This window comes from Sorangium sp. So ce1036 (genome assembly GCF_051369805.1).
GTDB classification, from domain to species: Bacteria; Myxococcota_A; Polyangia; order Polyangiales; family Polyangiaceae; genus Sorangium; species Sorangium cellulosum_F.
Window position 1 is genome coordinate 409465 of record NZ_JBBMOX010000001.1, and the last position, 16456, is coordinate 425920.

Annotated in this window: 13 protein-coding genes; 3 read left to right on the forward strand and 10 right to left on the reverse strand. The window is 73.9% G+C overall.

Going from position 1 to position 16456, the window contains the following annotated elements:
• Positions 1–1625: 1625 nt before the first annotated feature.
• Positions 1626–1853 carry a hypothetical protein gene (locus WMF31_RS01465; RefSeq protein WP_436600234.1) on the reverse strand — a complete coding sequence of 76 codons (228 nt, stop codon included), beginning with the start codon at positions 1851–1853 and terminating at the stop codon, positions 1626–1628.
• A gap of 179 nt (positions 1854–2032) precedes the next feature.
• Complete coding sequence (locus WMF31_RS01470) at positions 2033–5422, reverse strand: DNA translocase FtsK 4TM domain-containing protein (RefSeq protein WP_436600235.1); 3390 nt, start codon at positions 5420–5422, stop codon at positions 2033–2035.
• A 300-nt stretch (positions 5423–5722) separates the two neighbouring features.
• Between WMF31_RS01470 and WMF31_RS01475 the strand changes: the two genes are divergently transcribed.
• The 3 genes from WMF31_RS01475 to WMF31_RS01485 all read left to right on the forward strand — a co-directional run bounded on the left by WMF31_RS01475 (position 5723) and on the right by WMF31_RS01485 (position 10176).
• Positions 5723–7327 (forward strand): hypothetical protein, encoded by a 1605-nt coding sequence (locus tag WMF31_RS01475; protein WP_436600236.1) that lies wholly within the window; start codon positions 5723–5725, stop codon positions 7325–7327.
• A 268-nt stretch (positions 7328–7595) separates the two neighbouring features.
• On the forward strand, positions 7596–8744 hold the full coding sequence (locus WMF31_RS01480) for an FHA domain-containing protein (protein WP_436600237.1): 1149 nt from the start codon (positions 7596–7598) through the stop codon (positions 8742–8744).
• A 94-nt stretch (positions 8745–8838) separates the two neighbouring features.
• Positions 8839–10176 carry a L,D-transpeptidase gene (locus WMF31_RS01485; RefSeq protein ID WP_436600238.1) on the forward strand — a complete coding sequence of 446 codons (1338 nt, stop codon included), beginning with the start codon at positions 8839–8841 and terminating at the stop codon, positions 10174–10176.
• Positions 10177–10463: 287 nt separating this feature from the next.
• Here WMF31_RS01485 and WMF31_RS01490 read toward each other — a convergent pair whose 3' ends face one another.
• From WMF31_RS01490 to WMF31_RS01525, 8 genes are all read right to left on the reverse strand, one after another.
• Positions 10464–10802, reverse strand: coding sequence for an ATP synthase F0 subunit C (locus WMF31_RS01490; RefSeq protein WP_436600239.1), 339 nt, complete (start codon positions 10800–10802; stop codon positions 10464–10466).
• A 294-nt stretch (positions 10803–11096) separates the two neighbouring features.
• A complete protein-coding gene (atpB, locus tag WMF31_RS01495; protein ID WP_129354318.1) occupies positions 11097–11864 on the reverse strand; it encodes a F0F1 ATP synthase subunit A in 768 nt (255 codons plus the stop codon).
• Between the two features lie 204 nt (positions 11865–12068).
• Positions 12069–12533, reverse strand: a complete 465-nt coding sequence (locus tag WMF31_RS01500; RefSeq protein WP_436600240.1) for an ATP synthase subunit I — start codon at positions 12531–12533, stop codon at positions 12069–12071.
• Positions 12523–12903, reverse strand: coding sequence for an AtpZ/AtpI family protein (locus tag WMF31_RS01505; RefSeq protein WP_436600241.1), 381 nt, complete (start codon positions 12901–12903; stop codon positions 12523–12525). Before WMF31_RS01505 ends, WMF31_RS01500 begins: the two co-directional genes overlap by 11 nt.
• 68 nt (positions 12904–12971) lie before the next feature.
• Positions 12972–13625: an RdgB/HAM1 family non-canonical purine NTP pyrophosphatase gene (gene rdgB / locus WMF31_RS01510; protein ID WP_436600242.1), complete on the reverse strand. Its 654-nt coding sequence runs from the start codon at positions 13623–13625 to the stop codon at positions 12972–12974.
• Positions 13622–14395 (reverse strand): ribonuclease PH, encoded by a 774-nt coding sequence (rph, locus tag WMF31_RS01515; protein ID WP_436600243.1) that lies wholly within the window; start codon positions 14393–14395, stop codon positions 13622–13624. Before rph ends, rdgB begins: the two co-directional genes overlap by 4 nt.
• A gap of 140 nt (positions 14396–14535) precedes the next feature.
• On the reverse strand, positions 14536–15552 hold the full coding sequence (locus WMF31_RS01520; RefSeq protein ID WP_436600244.1) for a murein hydrolase activator EnvC family protein: 1017 nt from the start codon (positions 15550–15552) through the stop codon (positions 14536–14538).
• The gene (locus WMF31_RS01525) at positions 15549–16442 is read right to left on the reverse strand and encodes a cell division protein FtsX (protein ID WP_436600245.1); all 894 of its coding nucleotides are present in this window, start codon (positions 16440–16442) and stop codon (positions 15549–15551) included. The genes WMF31_RS01520 and WMF31_RS01525 overlap by 4 nt, the downstream gene beginning before the upstream one ends.
• Positions 16443–16456: the final 14 nt, after the last annotated feature.

A 16456-nucleotide genomic window follows, 5' to 3' on the forward strand; every position in this document is an offset into this window, starting at 1 on the left:
GGGCCGGCGGAGGCGGCGGGGGCGCGGAGGCATGCCGTGGGGCCGGCGGAGGCGGTTGCGGGGGCGCGGAGGCATGCCGTGGGGCCGGCGGAGGCGGTTGCGGGGGCGCGGAGGCATACCGTGGGGCCGGCGGAGGCGGTTGCGGGGGCGCGGAGGCATGCCGTGGGGCCGGCGGAGGCGGTTGCGGGGGCGCGGAGGCATGCCGTGGGGCCGGCGGAGGCGGTTGCGGGGGCGCGGAGGCATGCCGTGGGGCCGGCGGAGGCGGTTGCGGGGGCGCGGAGGCATGCCGTGGGGCCGGCGGAGGCGCCGGCGCGGGCAGCGGCGGTACCGGCGCGGGCGGCAGGGCGCTCTGCGCGGGCGCCTCCACCGAGAGCAGCGGCTCGGTGATCATCCGTGGACGGAACGATGGAGGATGTGGCGGAGGCGGGATGGCGCTCGCCGGATGCGCGCTCGTGAGCGGGGGCGGTTGACTCTGGTAGAGCGCACCCGCCTGGGGGCTGGGCATCGCCGGCGGTGGGGGCGGTGCGGATGGCGCACCCGGCGGCCGGGAGCGCGGCGCGACGGGCTGCGGAGACGCGGCCACCGGCGGTGCGACGGGCTGCGCGGACGCGGCGCTCTGCGGTGTGGCCGCCTGCAGGTAAGCGGCGGCCGGCGGCTGGTACGCGGCGCCGGGCTGCGCTCCTGGCGTGAAGGCCGCCGCCGGCTGAAGGGGCGGGGGAGCGTGCGGGGAAGCGACGCCCGGAGGGCGCTGCGCCGGCGGTTGCGCTGCGGGCACCGTGGCCGGCGCGGGAGGCGGTGCAGGGGGCGATGCGCCGCCGTGCGAGAGGCCGGGCGGCGCCGGGGCGAACGGCGCGATCGGCCGGGCCGCCGCGCCGGGCGCATCCGCTCCACCCTGCGAGGGTTGCTGCAGGACACGTGGCGGCGGCGGGGGGGGCCGGCGCGCCGCCTCCGAGGCCAGCTCCGGCTGCGAGAGAGGCTCGAACAGATCGATCTCGATCGAGGGCATCGAGGCGCGCAGCTCTTGCGTGAGCGACATGCGGCGGCGCCAGGTCTGCTCGTCGGACGGCGGGTCCTCGTCAGGGGACAGGGGAGCGTCGTCGTCGCTGGAGATCTCCAGGAGATCGGGATCGCTCGGCTGCCCGACCTCCGAGGCCATCACCTCCTCGAGCGTCGTCACGCACAGGCCGAGCTCCGAGGCGCGGAACGGCTGCCCCGCCGCCTGGGCCGCCTCGGCCGCGCGCCGGAGCCACACGATGGCGTCGCGCCGCTCGCCTCGAGCCCACAGCGCGCTGGCCGTGGAGATCCCCCATACGACATCTTCATCGTCATCCGGGTGCGGTTCGGGGAGGGCGACCACGCGGTTCGCCATGAGCAACACCACCTATCACAGGCCCCACTGCGGCCGTTTACCCCATCGTACCAAGCGAGCCGACGTCCGGTTCAAGCGTCGCGCGAGCCCGACGGCGCGGAGACGCCGCGCCACCCGGAGCTTAACCGCGGTCGATACGGCACGTACAAATTACGGCATCGGGTCGGCTCTCCGGCCCTCCGGCGGTCCGCCGCCGTACATCGCGGCCGGATCCGATGCGCTCGGGCAGCGCCCTGTCCGACCCGGCGCCGTCCGCTCAGCGGGGCCGCCGCCCGCCCATGCGCCGTGGGCGGCAGCTCAACACCGCGGCGCGCCGGCACATCTCGTCGACGCCATCGCGCGACGGCGCCTCGCCGGGCATGCGCCTCGCGAGCCAGCCGATGAGCGTCAGCCCCGCCGCGCGGGCGTCGGCGGGCATCGTGCCGTCGTTCAGGAGGCTCGCGATCTGAGCGATCAGACGCGTGCGCGTTTCCTCAGGCGCCATCCTGCGTGCTCCATGAAGCATTCAAACGGGAAAGTCAAAACAACCGCCCTGCCGGGGCGCGGCCACCGCGCTGGAGGAGGACGCGCTGCGCCCCTCCGCATCCCGTCCCGCCTCGCCCGCCCGGAGCGATGGCGTGCGAACACGCGTTACGAATCGGCGTCAAGGAAAATGAGAACGGATCAGATCGGCGCGATCAGCACCTCGCGATCCTTGGCGCCGTTCGCGGGGCCGACGAGCCCGCGCTTCTCCATGGCTTCCACCAGCTTGGCGGCGCGGTTGTAGCCGACGCCGAGCTTTCGCTGCAGCCACGAGGTCGAGCAGCGCCGCGTGTCGGCCACGATCCGGACCGCGGCGTCGTACATCGGGTCGCTCTCCGCGTCGGACGTGTCGGGCTCCTCGCCGTCCTCGTCGCGCGGGCGGAGGATCGCCTCGTCGTAGACCGGCTCCCCCTGCAGCCGGAGGAAGTCGGTGATCCGCTGCACCTCCTCCTCGGAGCAGAACGGGCACTGGACGCGCCGCGTGTCGTTCGATCCGTTCATCTTGATCAGCATGTCGCCCCGGCCGAGCAGGTGCTCGGCGCCCTGCTCGTCGAGGATCGTGCGGCTGTCGACCTTCTGCGCGACCCGGAAGGCGATGCGCGTGGGGAAGTTCGCCTTGATCATGCCGGTGATCACGTCGACGCTCGGCCGCTGCGTCGCGAGGATCACGTGCATGCCGGCGGCGCGCGCCTTCTGCGCGAGCCGGGCCACGCTGGCCTCCACGTCCTTGCCTTGCTGCATCATCAGGTCGGCGAACTCGTCGACCACGATCACGATGAAGGGGATCTTCTCCGGCAGCGCCGCGTCCGACCCGTCCTTCGCCGCGTCGACCTCCACCTCGGTCCCGTCGACGGCGATCGCGCTCACCTTGGCCGGGGGCCGCGGCGGGCGCGCCTCGCCGCGCTGCACGCGCTCGACCCACGCGTTGTAGGTCGTGATGTTCTTGGTCCCCGCGTTCGCGAAGAGCTGGTAGCGGCGCTCCATCTCGTCGACGGCCCACTTGAGCGCGTTGGCCGCCTGCTTCATGTCCGTCACGACCGGCAGGAGCAGGTGCGGGATGCGATCGAACGGCGCGAGCTCGACGACCTTGGGATCGATCATCAGGAGCCTGAGCTCCTCCGGCGTCTTGCGGAAGAGCAGGCTCACCAGCATCACGTTGAGCCCGACGCTCTTGCCCGCGCCGGTCGCGCCCGCGACGATGACGTGCGGCATCGACGCGAGGTCGGCGAAGTACGGCGTCCCGATGATGTCGCGGCCGAGCACGCAGGGCAGCGGCGCCTTCATGTCGACGAAGCGGCGGTCCTCGACGAGCTCGCGCAGGTTGACGGGCAGCCGGTGCTCGTTCGGGATCTCGAAGCCGATCCGGTTCTTCCCGGGGATGGGGGCGACGATGCGGACCTTGCGCGAGAGGCCGAGCGCCAGGTCGTCCGCGAGCCCGGCCACCTTCGAGACCTTGGTGCCGGCGGCGGGCGAGACCTCGAACGTCGTCACGGTCGGCCCCGGGTGGATCTCCTCGACCTTCCCGCTGACGCCGTAGTCGGCGAGCGTCTTCTCGAGGAGCTGGGCGGTCGCCTTGAGCTGGTCGGCGTCGAGCTGGAGGCGCCCGCCCGCGGGCAACTCGAGCATGTCCGTCGTGGGCAGGCGGAAGCCCTCCCCGGTGGCCGGGACGACCTTCGTGAGGGCCGGCTTCTCGCTCATGAGCTCGCGGCTCGTGTCGACGATCGTCGGGCCGCGCGGCCTCGCGCCCTGAGGGCGCTCCGGGGCGCCGGCCAGCGCCTCGCGCGGCGCCACCCTGGCGTCCGGCTCGCGCGGCTCGCGCAGGGACGGCTCGCGCAGGGACGGCTCGCGTGCGGGCAGCTCGCGCGGCTCGCGTGCGGACAGCTCGCGCGGCTCGCGTGCGGGCAGCTCGCGCGGCTCGCGTGCGGACAGCTCGCGCGGCTCGCGTGCGGGCAGCTCGCGCGGCTCGCGTGCGGGCAGCTCGCGCGGCTCGCGCGCAGGCAGCTCACGCCGCTCGCGCACGGGCAGGATGGGCGACGGCGTGGGCACATCGACCACTTCCGGCTCCGCGAACGCCGCCGCGATCTCCTCGTCGGCCGACGCGATCGCCGTAAGCTCGGCCACGCCGTCCTCTTCGAAGCGCGCCTCGCCCTCGAGGAAGCGCGCCTCGCCCTCGAAATGCGCCGCTTCACGATCCTCCAGGGCCGCGGCGCCGGGCGGCCCCGCCGGGGCCATGGCGCGGCGCGGCCTCGCGCGGCGCGGCGCGGCCTCGCGCGGCGCGGCGCGGCGCGCCGCCGGCTCCTCCTGCCGGTCGTTGCGCTCCGCCGCCTCGTCCGGCTCATCGCCCTGCAACAGCACCAGCTCGCGCGGCCCGTCGCTGTCCGGCGCCGCCTCGCGCGGCCCGTCGTCGTGGATCACCACGCGCGGCTCGTCGCCGTGCTCCGCCGGCCTTTGCGGCTCGTCGTCGTGGATCACCACGCGCGGCTCGTCGTCGTGGATCACCACGCGCGGCTCGTCGTCGTGGATCACCACGCGCGGCTCGTCGCTCTGCGGCGCGGCCTCGCGCGGCTCGCGCGGCTGCGCCTTGCGACCGCGCCGCGGCTTCGGCGGGGCCGGCTCCTCGGCGGCGGCGACGCCGGCTCCGGCCTTCCACAGGTCGATCGCCGGCGCCTCGACGCTCGCCGGCTCGGCGGGCGTGCTCCTCGCCGCCGGATCGGAGGTCGGCCCGTCCGCGTCGTCGGCCAGCGCGGCGATGATCGCGTCCGGGCTCGAGTTGCGCGCGATGCGCGGCTGCGCCTCCTGCGCCGGCGCCCCCGCGCCCCGCTCCAGGTCGCGCGCCGCGGCCCACGCGCCGAAGAGCGCGCGCACCCAGCCCGCGATACGCTGGGCGATCGCGATCACGATCTGCTCGGACCGCTGCGCGAGCTCGATGAACGAGAAGGTCGCCCGGCCCATCAGGATGAGCGCCACGATCGTGAGCCCGATGATGTACGATCCGATGTTCGAGAAGAGCGCGCGCAGCACCTCCCCGAACAGCTCGCCCACGGCCCCGCCGAGCGGCATCGCGCCGAACGCGACCGCCTGCGGGAACGCGACGTGCGCGAGCGCCGCGAGGACGATGACCACCACCACGTCGCCGCTCAGCCGGAACACGCTGGCGATCGAGCGCTTCGCCCCGAGCAGCGGCATCGCGAGCAGCGCGAGCTCGAGCGGGACGAACCACGCGATCACGCCGACCGCGTGGACCGACGCCCCCGCCAGCGCGGCGCCCACGGGGCCCACCCAGTCCTCGCCCGAGACCTCCGGGCGCAGCGGATCCGCGCGGAACGACGCGAGCGCCAGCGCGCTGTAGAGCGCCGAGACCAGGAGCACCAGCGCCGCCGCGTCCCGGGCGTACCCGTGCCCACGTGTTCCGGCTGCGCCCGCGCTCGCCGCCCTGCCGCTTCGCGCCCCGAGAGGCGCCTCCGATCGCAGGGAATCGCCGAGGCCGGCGGTGGGCTGGGCCCGTCGAGGTGCGAACAAGGGGACGTTCATGCCTACTTGAACCTACCTTGCTCACATATGCGCACTCCCCCACGGGGGCAAGAAGTCTGGTGGGACTGGAAGAACTGGCGCCGTTTCGCGCCTCGACCACGTGCCTGAGCCCGCATGGCGAGCGATGCCGAGGTGAGCGGTCCGTGGGCGCGCCCGGCGAGCGGGCGGCGAGCGCGGCGCCGCGCCGGAATTCCGGCCGTATTTGGCCCGCGATGTCCTGGAGTTCGCTTCTTATCGGCCTTGAAATTCTTTCAAACAGGACGCGGCGGGCGGTACCATCCCGACCCTCCTGGGACGTGCATGGAAACTGTCGAACGAGCAGGGCGGCGCGCTGGCGCTGCGGGCCTTCTTCTGCTGTACCTCGCGGCCGCCTCCGCGGGGCTCACGGCGAGCGGCTGCCGCGTCAACGAGAACGACATCCGCCGCTGGGAGACCACAGCGCACGGGCCCGACAAGCTCAGGGCCGTGCTGTTCCATGACAAGTACGACCCCTCGCTCCGCGTCGAGGCGGCCACCTCGCTCATCCGCATGAAGCCGCGGCAGGGGCGGCGCGTGGGCATCGGCATCCTGGTCGAGACCCTCGCGAGCATCGAGCCCGCGGAGCGGCAGGCCATCGTGGCGGCGCTCGTGCCGGCGATCATCGCCGAGCTCCGGAAGCCCCCGCCCGTCGCGCAGCCCGGGCAGCCGCTCCCGCCGGACACCTCGTTCCCGTACAAGGACGCCGCCTACGCGATGCTCACGTCGGACCGGACGGCGATCATCGCGGACGAGGGGCTGAAGGAGGGGCTGAAGGCCGCCCTCATCGACTGGGCGATGGCGGACTTCGAGCACCGGCTCGAGGACCGCTCGCAGGCGTACGGGATGGAGCAGCTCCTGCGCTTCATCGGCCCCGCCGCGGTGGCCGGGCTGCCGAGGCTCATGACGCGCGAGGCGAAGCGGCTCGATCAGATGGCGTCGCTCGTGGCCGAGCACGGCGACGCGGCCACCAAGGAGGCCGCGTCGGCGAACCTGGTCGCCATCGCCCGATTCGTCACGTCCGAGGCGTGGATCGACGCCAAGAAGCCCGAGCTCCAGGCGGCGAACGCCGCGTCGAAGCTCACGCCCACCGAGAAGCAGTTCGAGGCGCAGCTCGCGCAGTACCAGGAGGAGGAGCTCTTCCGGGTCTTCGGCTCGATGAAGAAGCTCGGCGGCCGGCCGTCGGTGGATTACCTCCTCGCCTTCGCGGCGAACAAGGAGCTGCCCGAGAAGCGCCGCCAGGCCGCCCTCGCCGCGCTCGAGGGCCGGCTCGACCGCAACAACCCGAGCGACATCCAGCGCATCCTCGAGATCGTGACCGCCGACGCGCCCGACGTGGTGCTCGACCAGGCCTTCCGTCGCGTCGGCGAGATGCCGCGCGAGCTCGTCGCCGACAAGCTGTACGGGCTCTTCAAGACCGACAAGTGGAAGATCCGCCGCGCGGCCGCCGCGACCCTCCTGAAGATGTCGACGGTGAAGCACATTGACGAGTTCATGAGCAGGCTCCCCGACAGCAAGGGGTTCGCCCTGCCCGAGGCGCTCACGTACGGCGCGGCGCTCGGCGACCTGAAGGAGGGCTCCCCCCTCGAGGCCCTGAAGAAGCACTTCACCTCGGGCCCGGCGCCGGTGCGGACGAGCGCGATCTCCTACTACTTCACCTTCGGCACGGCCGCCGATCTCCCCGCGCTCAAGGCGCTCGAGGGCGACACCACGCGCGCGCCGGTCTGCGAGGCCGATCCGGACTGCAAGTGGGCGTGCGAGGTGTCGAAGGCGGGGTCGAACGAGCGCGAGCTCAGGGCTGTGAAGACCGTCGGCGACTTCGTTCAGTACTGCATCGAGCCGGCCGTGCAGGAGAGGAAGCCGGAGCTCGAGAAGGGCGCGCCGAAGTGACACGGGCGCCGGCGCGGAACGCGAGATGCTCGGGCGAGCGCGCCCCGGCCCCGGCGCGGCCTCGCGCGCCCGTCGCGCGGCGCTCGGAGCCCGGCTCGCCGGGCGGCCCGGCCGCATGGGGCGCGGCGCGCGGCCAACGGATCTCGCACCGGCATGTCCATCGTCGCAGCGCGCTGGCGGCACGGTCCAGAGCAGTCAGGTGCTTGCAGGGAAGAGGCCGGGAGGAGGCTTCCCAGCGCAATTCATCCTCCGTTATCGTTAGGTAGAGATGAGCGCGGATCCGAACAAGAAAAGCGCACGGACGTTCCAGTGTCGCGATGTCCTTTGGGAAACGTTCGAGCAGATGGCGCGCGAGCTCGAATGCTCCATCGACTACCTCATCAATGAGTCGATGAAGCAGTACGCGCGGCAGCGAAGCTACAGCCCGCGCACGCCGTTTCCGCCGCCTGCCCGGGTCGACGGGCCTACCGGCTCCGCAGCGCAGGCGAGCGCACAGGCTCATCCAGGCATGCCCCCCCACAACGCGACGCCCCAGCCGCCCGGGCCGGCGGCGTCCGGCTCACCGCCTCCGCCGTTCGGCGCGGGCGGCGCTCCGATGGCCGCACCGGCAGCTGGCGGCGTGGTTTACGGCGCCTCGGCCGGTGCGCCCGCATATGGCGCGGCCTCGCCGCCGTTCGGCGTGCCCCCGGTGGCGGCGCCGATCCCGACGCCGGTCCCGGCCATCACGCCGGTGCCGCCGGGGCAGGTCCGGCCGGGCGCGCCCCCGCCGCCCCCGCCGCCGCCCGGCAGCAGCACGGCCGGCGGAAAGCGGCCCAGCCTCCCCGTTCCGCCGCCCATTCCGGGTCGCGTGGGCGGACCGCCGCCCCCGCCGCCCAGCGCGGCTCGCCTCGGCGCGCCGCCGCCGCTCCCGTCGCAGGTCTCGAGCCCCGGCGCGCGCCCGAGCCTCTCCGGCGCCGCGGCGAGCCGCTCGGGGCCGCCCCCGCCGCCGCTCGGCAACCCGCTGAGCCACGCGCCCGGCTACGGGCCGCCCGCGCCGCCGATGGCGCCGCCGGGGTACGTCGTTCCGCCGCAGCCGCCCGCTGGCATCCCGGGCGCCCCGGCCATGGGCGTGGGGATGCCGAACCAGGCCCCCGCCGGCCCGGCGCTCGCGGCGTTCTATGCGGGGCAGCGCTTCGTCGTGAACAAGGACCGGTTCATCATCGGGCGCGGCAAGCAGTCGAGCGATCTGACGATCAAGGATCCGAACGTGTCGCGCCAGCACGCCATGGTCGAGTTCCTGAACGGCCAGTACTACATGGTCGACATGGGCTCGACCAACGGCGTCGAGTACAACGGCCAGCGCATCGCCCGGAAGGCCATCGTCGAGGGCGATCTGTTCCGGATCTGCGACCACGAAGTGCGCTTCTCGTACCGCTGACCGAGGCCACCGTGGCCTCTGCGCCGCCGCGCGCCGGAGCGGGATTCAGGAGCTTGGCTCGCGCGCGCGAGACGCCCTAGGATCCCGCCGCAGGATGCGGAGGCGTGGAGGCGCGGCGGCCGGCTCGCGGGGATTGCGCCGCAGCGCGTGGCGGGGCGGCGCGGTGGGGGGCGTCCTGGTCGCGTCGATCTGGGGCGGGGCGGTGTTCGCTTCACAGCTGCCGCCGTGGGTCCCGGCGGGCGAGGCCCCGCTCCCGGCCTGGGTGAGGAGCGCGCGCGTGCTCAAGCGGGACCAGCCGCTGTTCGAGGCGCCGGGCAAGGACCCGCGCCGGCGCGGCTCCGTCGATCGCAACGTGCAGCTGCCCGTCTTCGCGGCCCGGCGCGCCGACGGCTGCCTCGGGCGCTGGCTCGAGGTGGGCGCCACGGCCTGGCTCTGCGACGACGCCGTCGAGCTCTCGGCCGCGGGCCCGATCAGCCCGCTCGTGCGGACGTGGCGCGAGATGCCGGACGGGCTCCCGTACCGGTACTACTTCGTCGGCCCCGACGGATCGTTCGGCTACCGCCGGGCCGAGGCCGCCGACATCGACGCGCCGGACGCGCAGCTCGAGCCCGGCTTCGCGGTGGCGATCGTCGAGGAGCGCGTCGAGGGCGGATCGCGCTACGGCCGCACGAACAGCGGCTTCTGGGTGCCGATGCGCGATCTCGGCCCGGTGCACGCCTTCGCCTTTCGCGGCGTGGAGCTCCCGGAGGACGCCGAGGACATCGCGATCGCGTGGGTCGTGTCCGAGAGGGCTCCGCTCTTCACGCGCACGCGGGCGGGCTTCACGAGGACCGAGGAGCGCAAGGCGCGGTTCGAGGCGGTCCCCTACCTCGAGGAGGCGCAGGGCCCCTCCGGGAGGCTCGCGCGCATCGCGGAGGGCGACGAGGCCCGCTGGATCTCGGTCCGCGATCTCCGGCGCCCGACGGCGGCGCCGCCGCCGCCCGAGGTCGACGTCGACGCGGGCGAGCGCTGGATCGACGTCGAGCGTTCGACGCAGACGCTCGTGGCCTACGAGGGGCGGCGTCCCGTGTTCACGACGCTCGTCTCGACCGGCAAGGGCGCGCCCGGGTCGCCGCGCGCCACGCCCGCGGGGACCTACCGCGTCTGGGCCAAGCTGCTCACCTCGGACATGGACAACCTCGAGGACGAGGAGGCCGAGCGTTACTACCGGATGGAGGACGTCCCGTACGTGCAGTACTTCTCCAGAGGGATCGGGCTGCACGGCGCGTTCTGGCATCGCTCGTTCGGCCAGGTGCGGAGCCACGGGTGCGTGAACCTGGCGCCGCTCGACGCCCAGCGGCTGTTCTGGTGGACGTCGCCCCGGCTCCCCGCCGGCTGGACGGCCGTCCTCCCCACGGCGCACGAGCCCGGCACCGTGGTGCGCGTGCGATAGCGCGAGCGCGTGCGACGGCGCGCGCGGGCGCGGTGTCGCGGGCGCGGTGTCGCGGGCGGGCGCGGTGTCGCGGGCGCGATCGTGAGCGGGCTGCGGCGGCGCGTCGGTGAGATGACGTCACGCGGCGCTCGATGCCGTGCGGGGCTGGCATCGAGCGCGACGGCTCATTCTCGGGTAAGCGAGCGCGCCGAGAGCGAGGTCCTGTCGAAGGAGCGCTCGTCCGGCGCGGCGGTGAGGCGGAGGAGAGGCGGCGGCGTCGGGCCCGTTCGGGCGCGGCGAGCGCCGGCTCAGAGGGCGATCTTGCCCTGGAGGAAGAACGCGATGACCCAGGCGAAGAGCACGAGCGACTCGATGAGCGCCAGGCCGAGGATCATCGGGGTCTGGATGCGGGCGGCAGCGCCCGGGTTCCGGGAAATGCCCTCCAGGGCGGCGGCCGCGGCGCGCCCCTGGCCCATCGTGCCGCCGAGGGCCGCGATGCCGATCGCGAATCCGGCAGCGACGGCGAGCCACGAGTTCGCGTCGTACTTGTTCGACGCCGCACCATCCTGCGCCAGCGCCATGGCGGGAACGAGTACCAGCGCGGTGGCGACAACGACGGACAGCGACAGCTTGCTCTTCAGCGACATCCGAATCTGCTCCTTTCAAGCCACGCAGCCCGTGCGGGGCCGCATGCGTATCTTCTGCGAGGGTCGGGGGCCGCGCTGGCGGCACCCTTGCGAGGTCCGGGGATCGTTCCCGCGGCCCCTATCACTGCTCGGTAGGGGATGCGCCTTCGCGATCCACCCACCTCTCTGGGGCAACCCATCGACAGCGGGGCCCCCTCTAATCCGAATTTCGAAGGCTGGCTAGCCTTCTCTGCACCTCGGGCGCCGTTCTTCGACGGCGCTGGTCACCCCTGGCCGGGCGGCCAGGCGAGGCGATCAGTGGTGATCCGCCTTCTCCGTCGCGAGCCCGATGTAGATGCAGGACAGCAGGCAGAACACCAGCGTCTGCACGACGGTGACGATGATCGCCAAGAACATCAGCGGCACGGGCACGAGGATCGCGACCAGCCCGAGGAAGAGGCTCGCCACGAGGTGGTCGACCCCGATGTTGAGCATGAGCCGGATCGCCAGCGTGACCGGGCGGACGCAGGTGGAGATGACCTCGATCGGGAAGATGAGCGGCGCCAGGTACCACTTCGGCCCGGCGAGGTGGGCGACGTAGCTCCAGCCGTTCTCCTTGAGCCCGTAGTAGTTGAAGAGGATGAACACCACGGCCGCGCAGCCGATCGTGACGTTGAGGCTCGAGGTCGGCGGGTTGACGCCGGGGATGAGCGCCGAGGCGTTCGAGAAGAAGATGAAGGCCGCCGCGCCGCCGATGACCGGGAAGTACCGCTTCGCGTTGTCGGGCCCCATGACGTCCCGGGACATCCCGTAGAAGTAGCCGAAGAACGCCTCGAAGAACGTGCGCAGCGTGAGCTTCTCCTCGGGGATCACCGACTCGTTCAGGCGCCGGTACTGCCCGCGCACCTCGATGGCGAGCAGCAAGAAGAGCACGATGATCAAGAGGCTCATGAAGATCGGCTCGGTCCCGCGGTAGTCCACCGTGTGGTGGCCGATGAACGTCTTGCCGATGTTGCGAGCGTTCTCCCGCAGCCCGGGGAGCTGCGCCAGGAGATACGTGAGGAACCCTGTATGCTCAGGCATGGCTTTCGTCGTCGAGGCGCCGAGCCGGCGGCTGCGCGGCCGTGACGGCGCGGCCGCAGCGGCTGGCGATCCTGTGGGAGTTCACCCTCGGACGAGGGGGCCTCGCCTCTACCACAACTCGTTTACGATGGGTATCCAGGAGCGCGCCGAGTCGCCGCCGCGTCGCGCGCAGATCCTCGGCCGCCCGGCGCGCCTCTCCGGAGCTCAGCCGGGGCCGCCCGGCGGGGCGCCGGCGCCGTCTTCCGGAGGCCTGGGGCCGAACAGCGTCCCCAGGGTGATGCCGACGACCAGCGAGGCATAACCGACCATCAGGGCGACGCCCGAGACGATCCCGCTCCTCAGGATGAGCCACACGCCGCCCATCAGGCCGGTGAGCTTCACGAAGGCGATGAGGGTCCACGAGGCCGTGCGTCCTCTGCGCGAGAGGAACGCGTCCACGATGCGGGCGAAGACGTACAGGTTGGCCGCGGCGATCGCGCCCCCGATGGCGACGCCGAGCGCCGCGCGGGCGCCGTACGCGAGCAGCGCGGCGACCGCCAGGACCGCGGCCGTGCCGGCGACCCAGCGGAGCACGACGCGCATGGCCGCGTCCACGCCCGGCTGCCCGCCGGGTGCGGGGTCCTTCTGCGGGGGCTCGCTGCCAGGCGCTCCAGGGCGATCAGCGTTCATCGTGCCTCTCCACGTCCGCGCGGGGCCGGCCGTCGCCGTCGCCGGGGACATCGCTCGGGGCCGTCCGGTAGCCGTCGTTCGGCCCCGGCGAGCGCTCGTCCTGGCGCGGCTCCCGGTCGCCGAACCGCGGCGCCGGGTTCCCCTCCTCGCGCTCTTCCCGCGCGGCCACGGCCTGCATCTCCTTCCACGCTCGGTGGACCGCCTTGCCGGCCGCGCCGAGCCCGAAGAAGAACCAGAGCACCGACATGACCGGCTCGGTCCCCAGCTTGCCGTCGAGCCAGCGGCCGATGAACAGCCCGAGCAGGATGCTCAGCACCATCTCGAGACCGACGGTCCCGTAGCTTCCGACGGCCTTCCAGTCCTGCTTCATCAGGGGATCCGATCACCCTGCGCTACCTGGGTGCCTCCGGTTGCGATTACAAGCGGTCCCGGGCGGGGTCAACCGCCGCCGCCCGGCGGCCCTGCCTCGCGACGGCGCGCGATCAACGCGTCCAGCGCGGCGCGCATCGCCAGCGTGGCCTTGCCGCGGTGGCTCACGCGGTTCTTCTCGGCCTCGCCGAGCTCGGCCATCGTCCGTCCGAACTCCTCCACGACAAACAGCGGATCGTAGCCGAAGCCGCCCGCGCCCCGGGGCTGCCGGCAGATCCACCCCTCGCAGCGTCCTTCGGTGACGACGGGCTGCCCCTCGGAGCGCGGGTCGAGCAGCACCATGATGCAGCGAAAGCGCGCCCGCGGCCGCTCGTCCGGCACCTCGGCGAGCGCCGACAGCAGCGCCGCGTTGTTCTCCGCGTCGGTCGCGCCCTCCCGCGCGAAGCGGGCGGACCGGACGCCCGGCCGGCCGCCGAGCGCGTCGACCTCGAGCCCCGAGTCCTCCGCGAGCGTCACCCACCCGGATCGGAGCGCCGCGGCGCGCGCCTTGAGGAGCGCGTTCTCCAGGAAGGTCTCGCCGTCCTCGACGACCGGCGGCGCGCCGGGCAGCGCTTCCGCGAGCGAGATCACCTCGATCGGGAGATCCGCGAGCAGCGAGCGCAGCTCCGTGAGCTTCCCCCGGTTCGAGGTCGCGGCGAGCACGCGCAGCGGCTCCCGGCTCACGCGGCCCTCCAGCGGCCCGGCTGGAACAGCCCGGCGAGATCCACGCCGGCGTCGGCCAGCGCCCGCTGCTGCGCGCGCGCGAGCGACGCCACACCCGCGGTCGCGAGGTCGACCATGCGGTCGAGCTCCGAGCGGGGGATCGCCTCGTCCTCGGCGGTGGCCTGGACCTCGACGATCGCACCGCGCGCCGTCGCGACGACGTTCATGTCGACGCGCGCCGCGCTGTCCTCGGTGTACACGAGGTCCAGCGCGAGCCCGTCCGCGAGGTGCCCGACGCTGATCGCCGCGACCTGATCGCGGAGCACGGGCGCGGTGAGCGACCCGGCCGCGCGCATCCGCGCGAGCGCCAGCGCGAGCGCCACGAACCCGGCGGTGATCGACGCGGTCCGCGTGCCCCCGTCGGCCTCGAGGATGTCGCAATCGATCGCGATCGTCTGCTCGCCGAGCTGCTTCATATCGACCGCGGCCCGGAGCGCGCGCCCGATGAGGCGCTGGATCTCCTGGGTGCGCCCGCTCGGCGCCTTGCCGCGGCCGTCGCGCGGCTCCCTGCGCGCGGGGCTGGATCGGGGGTGCATCTGGTACTCGGCCGTGAGCCACCCCGCGCCCTTGCCGAGCATCCAGGCGGGCACCGTGGGATCGACCGACGCCGTGCAGAGCACGACCGTCCGCCCGGCCCGGTAGAGGACGGACCCCTCTGCGTTGCGGTGGAACCCGAGGATCATCTCCACGGGGCGGTGAACATCGAGGGCGCGACCGTCAGGGCGACTCACGAGCGCCGCCTTAGCACAGGTCGGGCGGGGGTACGGGGTCGCCGCGAGGTGGAACCGGCGCGGCGCGCGGCCGGCGGGGGCGGGCGCGCCGCGCTCAGGGGCCGGGCGCGCGGCCGGCGGGGGCGGGCGCGCCGCGGTCGTTACATCCCGAACCAGGGGCCCGGGTCGATCACCTCGGCGCCGCGCCGGAGCTCGAAGTAGAGCTTCGCGCCGTCCGGCCCGCTCGCCGCCGTGCCCACCCGCGCCCCGCCCGGGAGCTGATCGCCGGCGCGCACGTCCGCGGCGCCGAGGTTCGCGTACACCGAGTAGTACCGCTCGCCATGATCGACGATGACGGTCAGCCCATAGTCCGCGTAGGTGTCGGCGAACGCCACCCGCCCCGCGGCCACGCTGCGGACCGGGGCGCCGGCCAGGGCGGTGAGCTCGACGCCCGGCCCGCCCGCGCCGCGGCGCGAGACCTTGCGCACCTCCGCGCGCCCGGCGATGGGGAAGGGGAGCCGGCCCGCGAGCGAGCGGAAGCCGGCGCGGCGGTCGAGCTCCGTGGGCCCCACGTCCGCGCCGTAGATCGCGAGGTAGTCGGGGCGCACGCTCGTCTCGAACGCGCGCGCGAAGGCGGCGCGGCGCTCCTCCTCCTGGGCCAGCGCGACCCGCGCGCGGTTCATCGCCTCGCGGTGCACCTCGAGGGGCGCGCGCTCCGCGCCGAGGCGCGTGAGGCGATCCGCGATCTCGGCGCTCCGCCGGGTCAGCTCGGCCTCGCGCGCGAGATCGCGCTCCAGGGCGAGCCGGGTGCGCTCCACGCGGGCGGCGTGATCGACCAGCGCGTCGAACCCGCCGCCCACCGGGAGGAAACCGGCGCGGACGTGGCGGTAATACGCGCGCCCGCGCGCGATCATCCGGCGGCGGGTGAGGTCCAGCGCGGGGCCGATGGAGGCGAGCTCCGCGCGCAGCGCCTTCTCCTCGGCGTCGAGCCGGGCGAGCAGCCGATCGAGATCGTTCTCGGCCAGGGCGGAGCTCGGGCGCGCCGCGGGCGCCGGGGCCCTCGTCGGCGCGGAGGGCGGGGCCGCCGGCGCGTCGAGCGCCCGGACCTGTGCGCCGCTCGTGGCGGCGCCGGTCAGGAGCGCGAGCGCGATCGGCGCGATCCGAGCGCGGCGCCTCACACCGCCACCATCTTGCGCAGCGTGAGCAGCGCGGTCGCGGCGCCGAGCGCGGCGCCGAGGGCCACCATCCCCAGCGCGACCGGCCAGGGAAGGAACGACGGCGAGACCCCGAGCAGGTTCGCGAGCTCGTGATCGAAGCGGCCGCGGACGATCAAGAAGAGCGCGCCCAGCATGAGCAGCGCGCCGGCCGCGCCGGCCGCGCCCTGCGTGGCGCCCTCGACGATGAACGGCCGGCGCACGAAGCCGTCCGTCGCGCCGACCAGCTTCAGCACCTCGACCTCGATCTTCCGCCGGTGCAAGAGCAGCCGCATCGTCGAGCCGATGACGCTCACGACCGCGCAGAGGACGATCGCGGCGAGGCAGGCGCTCGCGGCGACGCCGCCGCCGAGGAGCGACGAGAGCCGCTCCGTCCAGCGCTGGTAGGTCTCCACCGTGTCGACGGCCGGCAGGGCGCGCAGCTTTACGGTCATCGAGGCGAGCGCGTCGTCGGTGATCTCCTCGGTGAAGCCGACCTCGAGGGAGGCGGGGAACGCGCTCGGCGGGAGCGCGGCGAGGGCCCCGTCGCTGTCGTCGTGCACCACCTCGCGGCGCGCCTCGGCGCTCGTCACGAGCCGGACCTTCTGGACGCCCGGCGTGCCCTCGAGCGCGCGGGTGAGCTCCGCGGTCTCGGCCTCGGTCGCGCTGTCGCGCAGGTAGATCGTGGCGCGGCCGGCGCGCGACCAGCGGTCGCGCACCGCCGCGAGGTTCGTGACCACGAGGAGGGCCGACGCGAGGCAGACGAACGCGACCGCGAGGGAGAAGATCGACAGCGCCTGCAGGCGCCAGTCGCTCCTCCCGGCCCGCCAGGTGCGAAGCCATCTCCGCCGATCGTCACGCTCGTTCATCTGCATCCGGCTCCCTCTAT

Coding starts and splice junctions, on each gene's coding strand:
- WMF31_RS01465 (WP_436600234.1), bottom strand. CDS start 1,853: ATGGCGCCTGAGGAAACGCGCACGCGTCTGATCGCTCAGATCGCGAGC.
- WMF31_RS01470 (WP_436600235.1), bottom strand. CDS start 5,422: ATGAACGTCCCCTTGTTCGCACCTCGACGGGCCCAGCCCACCGCCGGC.
- WMF31_RS01475 (WP_436600236.1), top strand. CDS start 5,723: ATGGAAACTGTCGAACGAGCAGGGCGGCGCGCTGGCGCTGCGGGCCTT.
- WMF31_RS01480 (WP_436600237.1), top strand. CDS start 7,596: ATGAGCGCGGATCCGAACAAGAAAAGCGCACGGACGTTCCAGTGTCGC.
- WMF31_RS01485 (WP_436600238.1), top strand. CDS start 8,839: ATGCGGAGGCGTGGAGGCGCGGCGGCCGGCTCGCGGGGATTGCGCCGC.
- WMF31_RS01490 (WP_436600239.1), bottom strand. CDS start 10,802: ATGTCGCTGAAGAGCAAGCTGTCGCTGTCCGTCGTTGTCGCCACCGCG.
- atpB (WP_129354318.1), bottom strand. CDS start 11,864: ATGCCTGAGCATACAGGGTTCCTCACGTATCTCCTGGCGCAGCTCCCC.
- WMF31_RS01500 (WP_436600240.1), bottom strand. CDS start 12,533: ATGAACGCTGATCGCCCTGGAGCGCCTGGCAGCGAGCCCCCGCAGAAG.
- WMF31_RS01505 (WP_436600241.1), bottom strand. CDS start 12,903: ATGAAGCAGGACTGGAAGGCCGTCGGAAGCTACGGGACCGTCGGTCTC.
- WMF31_RS01525 (WP_436600245.1), bottom strand. CDS start 16,442: ATGCAGATGAACGAGCGTGACGATCGGCGGAGATGGCTTCGCACCTGG.